General features: G+C 70.2%; 10 protein-coding genes. 1 reads left to right on the top strand and 9 read right to left on the bottom strand.

What is annotated here, in order from left to right; translation table 11 throughout:
- Window positions 1-13: 13 nt before the first annotated feature.
- The 6 genes from AC06FD_RS08480 to AC06FD_RS08455 all read right to left on the bottom strand — a co-directional run bounded on the left by AC06FD_RS08480 (window position 14) and on the right by AC06FD_RS08455 (window position 9,511).
- Window positions 14-1,174 carry an AAA family ATPase gene (locus AC06FD_RS08480; protein WP_394161355.1) on the bottom strand — a complete coding sequence of 387 codons (1,161 nt, stop codon included), beginning with the start codon at window positions 1,172-1,174 and terminating at the stop codon, window positions 14-16.
- A gap of 68 nt (window positions 1,175-1,242) precedes the next feature.
- Window positions 1,243-2,313: a sensor domain-containing diguanylate cyclase gene (locus AC06FD_RS08475; RefSeq protein WP_259204007.1), complete on the bottom strand. Its 1,071-nt coding sequence runs from the start codon at window positions 2,311-2,313 to the stop codon at window positions 1,243-1,245.
- Window positions 2,314-2,382: 69 nt separating this feature from the next.
- The gene (locus AC06FD_RS08470) at window positions 2,383-3,105 is read right to left on the bottom strand and encodes a pseudouridine synthase (protein ID WP_394161357.1); all 723 of its coding nucleotides are present in this window, start codon (window positions 3,103-3,105) and stop codon (window positions 2,383-2,385) included.
- Window positions 3,106-3,150: 45 nt separating this feature from the next.
- On the bottom strand, window positions 3,151-4,800 hold the full coding sequence (locus AC06FD_RS08465; RefSeq protein WP_478077557.1) for a sensor domain-containing diguanylate cyclase: 1,650 nt from the start codon (window positions 4,798-4,800) through the stop codon (window positions 3,151-3,153).
- A gap of 161 nt (window positions 4,801-4,961) precedes the next feature.
- Window positions 4,962-7,391, bottom strand: a complete 2,430-nt coding sequence (locus AC06FD_RS08460; RefSeq protein ID WP_478077556.1) for a putative bifunctional diguanylate cyclase/phosphodiesterase — start codon at window positions 7,389-7,391, stop codon at window positions 4,962-4,964.
- A gap of 170 nt (window positions 7,392-7,561) precedes the next feature.
- The gene (locus tag AC06FD_RS08455) at window positions 7,562-9,511 is read right to left on the bottom strand and encodes a DEAD/DEAH box helicase (protein WP_478077555.1); all 1,950 of its coding nucleotides are present in this window, start codon (window positions 9,509-9,511) and stop codon (window positions 7,562-7,564) included.
- Between the two features lie 267 nt (window positions 9,512-9,778).
- On the opposite strand from AC06FD_RS08455, the gene AC06FD_RS08450 reads away from it, so the two are divergent.
- Window positions 9,779-10,009 (top strand): RNA-binding S4 domain-containing protein, encoded by a 231-nt coding sequence (locus AC06FD_RS08450; protein WP_259203995.1) that lies wholly within the window; start codon window positions 9,779-9,781, stop codon window positions 10,007-10,009.
- Between the two features lie 6 nt (window positions 10,010-10,015).
- On the opposite strand, the gene ubiM is transcribed toward AC06FD_RS08450, so the two are convergent.
- The 3 genes from ubiM to AC06FD_RS08435 all read right to left on the bottom strand — a co-directional run bounded on the left by ubiM (window position 10,016) and on the right by AC06FD_RS08435 (window position 12,298).
- Complete coding sequence (ubiM, locus tag AC06FD_RS08445; RefSeq protein WP_478077554.1) at window positions 10,016-11,260, bottom strand: 5-demethoxyubiquinol-8 5-hydroxylase UbiM; 1,245 nt, start codon at window positions 11,258-11,260, stop codon at window positions 10,016-10,018.
- Between the two features lie 98 nt (window positions 11,261-11,358).
- On the bottom strand, window positions 11,359-11,748 hold the full coding sequence (locus tag AC06FD_RS08440) for an MAPEG family protein (protein ID WP_259203991.1): 390 nt from the start codon (window positions 11,746-11,748) through the stop codon (window positions 11,359-11,361).
- A 10-nt stretch (window positions 11,749-11,758) separates the two neighbouring features.
- Window positions 11,759-12,298 carry a DUF4019 domain-containing protein gene (locus AC06FD_RS08435; RefSeq protein ID WP_478077770.1) on the bottom strand — a complete coding sequence of 180 codons (540 nt, stop codon included), beginning with the start codon at window positions 12,296-12,298 and terminating at the stop codon, window positions 11,759-11,761.
- Window positions 12,299-12,314 lie beyond the last annotated feature (16 nt).

Here is a 12,314-nt window from a genome sequence, read left to right as displayed (position 1 = left end):
CCGGTGCCGATGGCTACCGCGCGGGCCAGTACCAGGCGGGGGCGTCCAGCAGGCCCTGGCCGACCATCCGGGTCTGGCTGAGTTCCTTGTGCAGGCCGATGCGCTGGCAGGCCGGGTCTTCCTGCACTGCCGCGATCAAGCGGCTGGCATGCGACACCACCCACAGCTGGCTGCGCGCACTGGCGGCGACGATCAAGCGCGCCAGCGCCGGCAGCAGGTCCGGATGCAGGCTTGTCTCCGGCTCGTTGAGCACCATCAACGGTGGCGGCCGCGGCGTATGCAGCGCGGCGATCAGCAGCAGGTAGCGCAGGGTGCCGTCGGACAGTTCCGCCGCCGCCAGCGGACGCAGCAGGCCCGGCTGCTGGAATTTCAGGTGCAGCCGGCCTTCGTGCGGTTCGATGCGCACCTGCGCACCGGGAAACGCATCGTCCAGCGAGCGCGCCAGGGCCTGCGGATCGCCGATCTCCACGATGGTCTGCCACGCCGCCGCCAGGTCGTGGCCGTCATGGCTGAGCACCGGCGTGCGGGTGGCCAGCGGTGCCTGCCGCGCTGGCGCGTGCGGATCGCTGCGGAAATGATCGTAGAACCGCCAGCCGCGGATCGACTCGCGCAGCGCCAGCACTTCGGGCATGCGCTGCGGATCGGCCAGTTGGGTAAACAGGGTGTCGAATACCGACAGGTGCTCGTCCATCACGTCCCACTGCCGGCCATGCCGGCGCCGCACCAGCGCGCCGCGTCGCTCGACCAGCACGTTGGCGCTGCGCAGGAACGGCCCGGCCCAGATACTCTCGCATTTGATCTGCGGGTCCAGGTCGAACATGGACCCGCCGCCCACCGGCAGCCCCAGGTCGATCGCATAGCCGAAATCCTCACCGGCAAACCCGAGCCGCAGCGCGACCGATGGCGCGTGGGCTTGGCCCTGCACGGGGATCTCGCCCCGCACCATGCGTTGGTCGATCCGGCTGGGCCCGGCCCACAGCGCCGAGCCCAGCCCGCCCTCGCGCGCCAGCGCGGCGGCAACCCCGCCCTGCGCGGTTTCGGCCAGCAGGCGCAGGGCCCGATACAGGCTGGATTTGCCGCTGCCGTTGTCGCCGGTGACCAGGTTCAGGCGCCCCATCGGCACGACCAGGTCGTACAGCGAGCGGTAGTTGGCGATGGCCAGGGTCTGCAGCATGGCGAGGTCAATGGCGGGTTGGGGCACCAGCATGCCGCAAGGCGGTCGCAGGGCCTGCGAACGCGCGCTCAGTCGGCGCGCAGCACGCGGTTGCGGCCCTGGTGCTTGGCCTGGTACAGCGCCGCATCGGCGCGCGCGAGGGTTTTCTCCACGCTGTCGCCGTGACGATGCGCGGCCACGCCGATGCTGATCGTCAGCGGGATGCCCAGCGGCAGGTCGGCCACGGCCATGCGCAGGAAATCGCATTGCAGCTCGGCCGTGGCCAGCGCGGTGTCGGGCATCAGCACCACGAACTCTTCGCCGCCGTAGCGCGCCGCCAGTCCCTGCCCGGCGAAATGCGCACGCAGCAGGCGGGCCAGTTCGGCCAGCACGTGGTCGCCGGTGGCATGCCCGTAGAGGTCGTTGACGCGCTTGAAATGGTCGATGTCCAGCAGGGCCACGGCGGTCTGCCGGGGCTGGCCGTCGACATCGCGGATCGCCGTCTCCAGCGCCGCACTCATGGCACGGCGGTTGGGCAGCCCGGTCAACGGATCGGTGCGGCTCTGTTCGGCCAGGTCGGCGTTCTGCTGTTCCAGCAGGCTGTTGTACTCGGCCAGGCGCTGTTCGTACCACGCCCGGTCGCGCATGTGCTGCTGGATCTCATGCGCATAGCGGCGCAGCTCCATCACCAGCGAGACCTGCCGCGACAACGCCGACAGTGCCTTGGCCTGCTCGGGGCGCAACTGCCCGGGGCGGGCGTCGAACACGCACAGCGTGCCCAGTGGCAGGCCGTCCAGGCTCAACAGGGGCGCGCCCGCGTAGAAGCGCACATGCGGGTCCTGGACCACCAGCGGGTTGTCGTGGAAGCGCGGGTCCTGCGACGCGTCTTCGACCACCATCACCTGGTCCGGCTGCAGGATCGCGTGGCCGCAGAAGGACACATCGCGGCTGCCCTCGCTCACCTCCACCGCCTGGCGTGCCTTGAACCACTGGCGATCGCGGTCGATCAGCGTCACCGCGCCCATGCCGGTACCGCACAGCGCGGTGGCGATGGTGACCAGATCCTCGAACGACCGTTCACTGGGCGTGTCCAGGATCTGGTAGCGCTGCAGCGCCTGCAGGCGCTGTTCTTCGTTGTCCGGCTTGGACGGCTTGATCATCGGGGCAGGCGCGGTCGTTGTGCCCGCGCAGTCTAGCCCGAGTGCCGGCTCAGCGCGTGACGCGGGGCATCACCATTCCAGCTGTTTGGGCAGCAGGCCCTTGAGCTCGGCATCGGTGAGATTGCGCCACTGGCCGGGCTTGAGCGCGCCCAGCTTGATGTTGTCGATGCGGACCCGGCGCAGCTGGGTGACGCGGAAGCCGAAGGCCGCCGCCATCAACCGGATCTGCCGGTTCAGGCCCTGCTGCAGAGTGATCCGGAAACCGAACTTGGCCAGCTTGCTGGTCCGGCACGGCAGCGTGGTTTCGTCATGGATGCGCACGCCGCGCGCCATGCCGCGCAGGAACTCGTCGGTGACCGGCTTGTTCACCGCCACCATGTATTCCTTCTGGTGGCCATTCTCGGCGCGCAGGATCTGGTTGACGATGTTGCCGTTGCTGGTGAGCAGGATCAGCCCTTCCGAATCCTTGTCCAGCCGGCCGATCGGGAAGATCCGCTGTTCGTGGCCGACGAACTCCACGATGTTGCCCTTGACCGAGCTTTCGGTGGTGCAGGTGATGCCCACCGGCTTGTTCAGCGCGATGTAGACGTGCTTGCGGCCGCCGGCCTTTTTCGCTTCGCGCGCGCGCAGCGGCTGGCCGTCGACCAGGACCACGTCGCCCTCGCCGACCACCGCACCGGTGCCGGCCGGATGGCCATTGACGGTGACGCGGCGCTCGCCGATCAGGCGGTCGGCTTCGCGGCGGGAACAGAAGCCGGTGTCGGCGATGTGCTTGTTGAGTCGGATAGTCATCGGCCCATTATCCGGCAAACCCGGGCCGCGCAGGGCAACCGTGGTTCAGGCCGGTTGCCGGTCACCGGCGGCCACCGCCTGTTCGGCGTCGTAGACCTGGTTGCGGCCGGCGCGCTTGGCGCAGTACATGGCGTGGTCGGCGCGGCGCAGCAGCGAGGCGAGGTCGTCGCCGTCGCCACGCAGGACCGCCAGGCCGATGCTGGCCGAGACCTCCAGGCCGGGCACCGCCAGGATCGCGGTGACCGCCTGCACCTGTCGGCGCACGCTCTCCAGGCGGGCCAGCGCGGTGGCCCGGTTGGCGCAGGGCAGCAGCACCAGGAACTCCTCCCCGCCCATCCGGATCACATCCTCGCGGTTGCGCACCGAATCGCGCAGGTTGCGCGCCACCGCCACCAGCACCTGGTCGCCGACCTCGTGGCCGAACTGGTCGTTGATGTCCTTGAACAGGTCGATATCCAGGAACCCGATCGCCAATGGCTGGTCTTCCTGGCGCGCCCGGTCCAGGTACTCGGCCAGCAGGCGCAGCCCGGCACGACGGTTGGGCAGGCCGGTAAGCGCATCGGTATCGGCCAGCTGGCGCATCTCGTCGCGCTGCCGGCGCAGCCGCCCCAGGCGCAGGTTCAAGGCGTAGGCGGACATCATCAGGAACCAGGTCGCCGACAGTTGCAGCGTTTCGATCCGGTAGGCCACCAGCCACTGGGCATGCAGCGCGTCGGCGATGATCATGCCCCACCACGGCACCAGCGCGCTCAACCCTGCCAGCGCGTAGCGGTCGCGCTGCAGCACGCCCCAGACCCCCGCCGCCAGGCACACCACGCAGCCGAGCACGAACAGGTGTTCCAGCCCCGCGGCCAGCCAGGGCAACACGGCGAAGTGCAGCCAGGGCACCACCAGGCCGATGCCGAACATCCCCCACAGCAGCACGTGCTGGACCGGCCGCGAGCGCGGCCAGCGGCGGTCGCCACCGCACAGGCGCCACAGCACCGGCAGCAGCACGGCCTCGGTGAAGGCGCTCAACGACACCAGCCACCACGAGGCGCGGTTGTGGACCGGGAGCCACGGTTCCGGATACCCGCTCAGGCCGCCCAGCACCGCCTGCCACAGCACGAACAGCAGACAGATGGCCACGTAGAGCAGGAACGACCGGTCCTTGGTGGTCACATAGCCCATCAGTGCCGACAGCGCCAACGCGATGACCACCGCGACACAGGCCGCGCGCACCAGCAGCCGCGCGGTGTCGTCCTGCTGCACCGGACTCGGCCCGCCCAACTGCACGGTGGGGATCCAGCGCGGCTTGATCGGTGCGGCCCAGGACACCACGATCGGTTCATGGTCCCCGGCCTTGGGCACCACCACCATGCCCACGCCGGCGCGGAAGCGGGAATCACGGGTGCGCGCGTCGTGCATGCTGCCGCAGATCTGGCGATCGCCATGGCTGATCCGGACTTCGCCGGCCAGGACCCCGAACACATCCACGGCCTGCGGTTCGCCGGACCAGCCCCTGGCCGGGGCCGGCACGTGTAGGATCTGCTGGTGGCGGGCCAGGACCTCGGCCGTACAGGCGCGCTGGGGCGTGCGCTCGGCCGTCGCCGCGCCCAGCAGCAGCACGTCGGTGCCGGCGCGGGCGGTGGCCGCGTCCAGCGTGGCGCCGAGGGCCGCGTGCGGCAGCCACAGCCACAGCAGGGCCAGCAGCACCAACGCCGCGCCCTTCCCGACCCTCCCGCCGTGCCTTGCCCTCACGCCCTGCCCCGCCCTCGATGCCGCCACGCAGGTTGCGCGCCGCCCCTGGCCGCGATTATCGCCCGAACCTTGCCGTTTCACGCGCCACGCCGGCCGTGCAGGCCAGGCCGATGGCCTCATTGCAGTCCGGGATGTCGCTCCGAAGCCGCACCGGTGCGCGCCGGCCACAGCGCCGGCTGGGTCATCCGCTCCAGCGCGACCGGGCGTTCGATCGCATACCCCTGCAGGCCGTCCACGCCGAGCAGTTGCAGCTGCTCGGCGACCTCGGCCGACTCCACCCACTCGGCGATCACGGTCATGTGCAGCTCGCGGCCGATCTCGGTGATCGCGCGCACCGCCGCGCGGCTGACCGGGTCGACGTCCATGTCGCGGACGAACACGCCGTCGATCTTGAGCATGTCCGCGGGCAACTGGCGCAGATAGCCGAACGAGGACAGGCCGGACCCGAAGTCGTCCAATGCCACGCGACAGCCACGCGCCTTGACCGCCTCGATGAAGCTGCGGGCCTGGGCCAGGTTGCTGATCGCCGCGGTTTCGGTGATCTCGAAGCACAGCTTGCGGGCCAGGCCCCGGTTGCGTTCGAGCAGGTCGCAGACGAAGGCCAGGAAGGTCGGCTCGGCGATCGACTGCGCCGACACGTTGACGTTGCACAGCCCCAGTCGCTGCACATGCGCCGGACACACCTGCAGGTGGCGGAACAGCAGCCCCAGCACGTGCCGGTCCAGCGCCATGCCCATGCCGTAACGCTCCACCGCCGGCATGAACTCGCCGGGCGTCTGCAGCAGGCCTTCGGGGCTGCGCATGCGCACCAGCACCTCGTAATGCAGGAACCCCGGATCGCCGATCCGCTCGATGCGCTGGGCGTACAGCAGCATGCGGTTCTCGGCGATCGCACTGGACACCGAAGCAAGGCGCTCGGCCTCCTGGCGGCGCTCGTCCAGCGCCGGGCGGCTTTCGTTGTAGCAGTGCACGCGGTTGCGCCCGGCTTCCTTGGCGGCGTAGCAGGCACTGTCGGCCGCGCTCATCAGCCAGTTGACGTCCGTCGCCTCGCCGGTGACCTCGACCACGCCCACGCTGCAGCTCACCCGCGGGCTGCCGTCGCCGTGCTGCACGCTGGCCTGGCCCAGGCTGCGCACGATCCGTTGCAGCACCTGCTTGGCCTCGTCCTGGCCGGCGTTGGCGAGGAACAGCGCGAACTCATCGCCGCCCATGCGCCCCACCCAGTCGCCGTCGCGCACCGCCCCGACCAGGTAGTCGGCGAAGTTGCGCAGCAGCTGGTCGCCGGCCGCGTGGCCCAGCCCGTCGTTGACCAGCTTGAAGTAGTCCAGGTCGATGTAGCACAGGCTGTGCACGCCGCCGTGGCTGCGCACGTCCAGCAGCGCCTGTTCAAGCAGGCGTTCGATCTCGCGGCGGTTGATCAGCCCGGTCAGCGGGTCGTGGCTGGCCTGGTGCTCCACTTCACGCGCCAGCGCGTGGTTCTGCGAGACATCCTCGACGATGGCGAACACGGTGGGCTCGCGCCCCGGCGTGCGCACGATGGTGCCGCTCCAGCGGCCCCACAACAGCCCGCCGTCGGCGCGCTGGAAGCGCAGTTCGCCCGGGCGCAGCTGGCGTACCCAGTCGATCCGCCCGGTCTCGTCCAGCACCAGTTCGCCGTCCACCAGCAGGTCCTGCAGCTGCATGCCCAACAGCACCTCGCGGCGATGGTCGAGGATATCGGCGATGGCCTGGTTGGCCTCCAGCACCGCGCCGGCCTGGTCGAGCTTGAGCATGCCGACGGTGGCCTGGTAGAAGGCGGCGCGGAAACGGCTTTCCTGCTCGAGCAGGTCGCGCCGCACGCGTCTGGACAGCATCACCGCCACCACGGTGATCAGCAGCACCGACAGTCCTCCCACCAACAGCGTGGTCAGGCGCACGATCGAAGCGGTACGCAGCAACGACAGCGAGAACGCCTTGGCCTGCGCCTGCAGGCTGCGATCGAGCGCGTGCAGGTGATCCTGCAGCGCCTGCCGCTGGGCGGGCGGTGGCGCGCCGCGGGCATGCATCGCCGCCGCACGCCCGGCAATCTGCGACAACTGCTGCAGCCCGGGGTCGGTCTGCCGCCACAGCCGCACCGCATCGCGGAAATAGCCCAGGTGGCCCAGATAGCGGAAGGAAAAGATCAGGCGGTTGATGTCACCGGGGGCATTGCCGCCCTGCAGGAACCCGCGCCGGGCGCGGCCCAGGTCGGGGTCGGCCTGCTCCAGCGCCTGCCGCGCATCCAGGTCGCCCAGCGGTACCGCCAGCGCGCTGCGGGCTTCGGCCAGGTCGGCCGGGTCGCCGCTGTTGATGTAGCGGCCCAACGCGAAGCTGGCCTGCTGCTGGCTGCGCGACCAGTGGCTCTGGCCCACGATCCACGCGGTCGAGGCGGCCTGCAGCTCCTGGATCACGGCCGAGATGCCCACCAGGCCGATCGCCATGCCGGTCAGCAGGACGAAACGCAGGGTCAGTCCCCGCGTGGGATACGGAACTGCCGTCGCACCAACATCCTTGCCAGTTGCCAGCATCGCCGATCTCCCCGGGGAACCATGGAGTGGATAGCACGTCCCTGTCGCAGAGCGGTCAGGCTAGATCGGGGAATGTTGACGCCGTGCGAAACCCGGCGGCCAGGGCCCGGCCGGTCCCGGAAACGACAACGCCAGCCCGGAGGCTGGCGTTGCAGGGACCGCGGGAGCGATCAGCCGTTGCGCGGACCGCGCGGCTTGAAGCCGTCACGACGCGGCGGACGGTCGTTGCCGCCCGGGCCGCTGCGCGGGCCACCCGGACCACCCGGACCGCGCGGCTTGCCACCGAACTTCGGCTTGAAGGCCGGGCGCGGCGACGGGGTCAGGTCTTCACCCGGCTCCACCTTGCGCATCTGAAGCTGCTGGCCGGAGACCCACACCTTCTTCAGGTGGGTCAGCAGGTCCTGCGGCATTTCCGCCGGCAGGTCCAGCACCGAGAAGTCGTCGTGGATGTCGATGCGGCCGATGAACCGGCTTTCCAGCCCGGCTTCGTTGGCGATCGCGCCGACGATGTTGCCCGGCTTCACGCCGTGCACGTGGCCGACTTCGATGCGGAAGGTTTCCATGCCCGGCTCGGCGGCACCGCGCGGGACGATGTCACGGCGCGGAGCGCGTTCGAAACCACCGTCGGTGTTGCCGAAGTCGCCTTCCGGACGCGGCGGACGCGGGCCACGGTCGTCTTCACGACGCGGGCCACGCTCGAAGCGCGGCTCGAAACGGGCCGGGCGCTCGCCACGGTCGTTGCTGCGCTCGTTGCGCTGGTGCGGCGCACGCTCTTCACGGGCGCCACGCACCGGCGGGGTCAGCAGGAACGGCGAATCGCCCTGCAGCAGCTTGGCCAGCGCGGCGGCAATCTCGATCGCCGGCACGTTCTTTTCGCCTTCCAGGCGCTGCAGCAGGTCGCGGTAGAACTCGGTGCCACCGGCATCGAGCGCGTCGCTGATGCGGCTCATGAACTTGCTGATGCGGGTGTCGTTGACCGCGTCCACGCTCGGCAGCTGCATCTCTTCGATCGGCTGGCGGGTGGCGCGCTCGATCGCACGCAGCATGCCCTTCTCGCGCGGGGTGGCGAACAGGATCGCGTCACCGGTGCGGCCGGCACGACCGGTACGGCCGATGCGGTGCACGTAGCTTTCGGTGTCGTACGGGATGTCGTAGTTCAGCACGTGGCTGATGCGCTCCACGTCCAGGCCACGGGCGGCCACGTCGGTGGCCACCAGGATGTCCAGCTTGCCTTCCTTGAGCATGCCGATGGTGCGCTCGCGCTGGGCCTGCTGCATGTCGCCGTTGATGGCGGCCGCGGCCAGGCCACGGGCCTGCAGCTTCTCGGCGAGCTCTTCGGTGGCCGCCTTGGTGCGCGAGAAGATGATCATCGCGTCGAACGGTTCCACTTCCAGGATGCGGGTCAGCGCGTCCAGCTTGTGCATGCCACTCACCCACCAGTAGCGCTGGCGGATGTTGGCCGAGGTCGTCGTCTTGCTGACGATGGTGACTTCGGCCGGGTTCTTCAGGTAGGTCTGCGCGATGCGGCGGATCTGCGACGGCATGGTGGCCGAGAACAGGGCCACCTGGCGGGTCTCCGGCAGCTTCTTCAGCACGGCCTCGACGTCGTCGATGAAGCCCATGCGCAGCATTTCATCGGCTTCGTCCAGCACCAGCGTCTTCAGCTCGGACAGGTCCAGGGTGCCGCGGTCCAGGTGGTCGATGACCCGGCCCGGGGTGCCCACGATGACGTGCACGCCACGGCGCAGGGCCTGCAGCTGCTGGCCGTAGGGCTGGCCGCCGTACACCGGCAGCACGCGGAAACCGGGGATGCCCGAGGAATAGGTCTGGAACGCCTCGGCGACCTGGATGGCCAGTTCGCGGGTGGGCGCCAGCACCAGCACCTGCGGCTTGGTCTGGTTGAAATCGAGGTTGGACAGCACCGGCAGCGCGAAGGCCGCGGTCTTGCCGGTGCCGGTCTGCGCCTGGCCGAGGACGTCGCGGCCTTCCAGCATGGCCGGGATGGTGGCCGCCTGGATCGGGGACGGCGTTTCATAGCCGACGGTGGCGACGGCCTGCATCACAGCGTCGGACAGGCCGAGGTCTGCGAACAGCAGCGGCGCGGAGGTTTCTTGGGACATGGGGAACTCCAAAGCACTGCCGATTAAAGGGGGCAGTGAGATAAAAAAGGGGATGGTCCGCGCTTTGGGCGCCCTTTCTTATCGCGTGCCCTGGCGCTGCTCGGTCGGAGGAGAATTCACTCGCTCAGGGCGCGATGATACCGCATCGTTCCTGAACAACGTGTACAGATTCTCGCCGGGATGCCGTTTCTGGCGCGTGCTGGCGCACAATACGCGCCCTCTTCCGGCCCGGGCCCCCTCCGCGCCCCTTCCCAGGATACCCGCTCCATGCAGACCCTCGAATTTGAACTGGACAGCGACTACGTCGAGCTCAAGCAGTTGCTCAAGCTGGCCGACCTGGTCACCAGTGGCGGCGAGGCCAAGACGGTGATCGCCGATGGCCAGGTCCTGGTCGACGGCGAGGTCGAACTGCGCAAGGCCTGCAAGATCCGCGGCGGCCAGGTGGTGCAGTTCGCCGACACCACCATCAACGTCATCGCCGATACCGACGCCCCCTGAGCCGGGTCAGGCCCGCGCCTCGCGCTGGGTGAGGTGGGCGGCAATCAGCTGGCGGAACGGGGCCACCCCGTGCGCCAGGCGCAGCCCGGCCTTGCGCAGCACCCGTGCCGGCAGGCGGTCATCGGTGTACAGCGTGGCGATCGCATTGGTCGCCTCGTACAGCGGCCGCGAGGCCAGCCGGTGGCCACGCTCGTAGGCGGCCAGCCCGGCCGGCGCGGCGATGTCGCCACCGCGCGCCGCCGCCCGGGCCAGCACCGTGGCCAGCCGGTGCTGGCCGAGCAGGCCCAGGTTGAACCCATGCGCGGTCACCGGATGCATGCCCACCGCGGCATCGCCGATCAACGCGCAGCGATCACCCACGAACGCATTGGCATACACCGCCACCAGCGGATAGGCCGACGGGCGTGCAAGCGGCCGCATGGCGCCCAGCCGGTGCTCGAAGAACGTGGTGATGCTGCGCCCGAACGCGCCCTCGTCCTGCGCCATCAGCGCCTCGATCTGGCGTGGCGGCAGGGTAATCACCGCCGAGGCCTGCGCGCCATTGAGCGGCAGCAGGGCCATCGTGCGCCCATAGCCGAACCACTCCCAGGCGGTGTGCTGGTGCGGCACCTCGATCTGCATGCGGCACACCAGCATGGACTTGCCGAAGTCGCGCAGGCGCGCGCCGATCCCGAGCATGCGCCGGGTACTGGAGAACCGGCTGTCGGCCGCCACCACCAGCCGCGCTGCCAGGCGGCGGCCATCGGCCAGCGTCACCACGCTGCGTTGGGCGCCGGCCACCACGCTGCGTTGGGCCCCGGCCACCACGCTGGCCACCCGCGCCTCGTCCAGCACCTGCAGGCCGGGCTGGCCCTGCACGCTGGCCCAGGCCGCGCGCCGGATGAGGTGGTTGGGCACCAGCCAGCCCAGGTCACCGCCGGTGCGCTGCGTATCGGCGAAGGTGAGCGCGAACGGTGAGCCGCCGTCGAGCACCTTGGCATCGCGTAGCGGGGAAATCTCGGCCGGGTCCAGCCGCGCCCAGATGCCCAGCGTGTCCAGGATCTGCCGCGAGGCATGGGTCAGCGCGATCTCGCGGCCATCGGCGGCAGCCTCCGCCAGCGCCGCGCGCGGCTGCTGCTCGACCAGGGCGACGCTCAGGCCACTGCCGGCCAGCGAGCGGGCAAAACACAGCCCGGTCGGCCCAGCCCCGACCACCACCACGTCCACCGTCTGTTCCGTCATGCACTGCGCCTGCGCGCGTCCGTCCGACATGTCCCATCCTGCGGTTGCTCGTCCGGACCAGCTTAACGCCGCTGCCCGCGCCGCTGCCTTGATCTGGATCAGCAGGGTCGGCGCCGGTTCACCGCCGCCTAGCGCAGCGACCAGGCCAGCAGCACGATGCCGACCAGCGAGGCCAGCCATACCAGGCTGCGCACGTACGGCACGCCGGCGGCATACAGCGGCAGGTAGACCACGCGCGCCCAGAAATACAGCTGCGCGGCCAGCGCGGTCAGCCCGTCCTGGCGCTGGGTCAGCACCACCGCCAGGACCGCGGCGGCGAAGAACGGGAAGGTCTCCATGAAGTTGGCCTGGGCCCGCTGCAGGCGCCCGGTCAACGGCCGCACGGGCGGATTCTGGCCGTCGCGTGCCGAGGCGTTCCACTGCAGGCCGCGCTCGCGGGTGACCGCCGTGGAGGCGGCGAACAGATGCACCAGGCCCAGCACGATCGACCACACCAGCATCTGGATCTCGATACCCATGGCGGTTTCCTCAGGGAGTGGCGGCGCGCACGCTGTAGCCGGCCAGGCGCCAGACGCGGTCTTCATCCAGGCGGAAGGAGACCAGCTCGCGCACCGGCTGGGCGCTGTTGGCGAACCGGGTGGGGAAGCTGACGTTGATGTACAGCCCCTCGGGCACGGTCGCGCCCGGCGCGTACTTGACCCGGGTCACCACCGGCTGGCCACGCGCGGCCAGCGCGCCCAGGCGCTTGCGGTCGGCGCTGATCTGGGTGACGAACGCCTGCTCGGTGACCGACTTGCGGGCCACGGCCGAGGCGCCCTTCCATGCCTCGGCGGCGCGGTTGCCGTCCACCAGCTGTGCCACCTGCAGGGCCGCCGCACTCATCTCGGCGTCCTGCTTGTGCACCTGCGCCTGCTGCGCCGGGGTCAATGCCGGGCGTGCCGCCGGCGCGGGCGCCGCGGACGGTGTCGGGCGCGCCGGTGCCGGTGCCGGGGTGGCAGGCGGCGGGGTCTGGGCCTGGGCGACGGCGGCAAGCAGGAACGAGGACAGCAGCAGCGGAACACGCATCAGGGACACCGTTGGCTGG

It is taken from the genome of Stenotrophomonas sp. Steno-Z1, from assembly GCF_056393175.1.
This window is presented reverse-complemented; position numbering and strand designations above follow the sequence as displayed.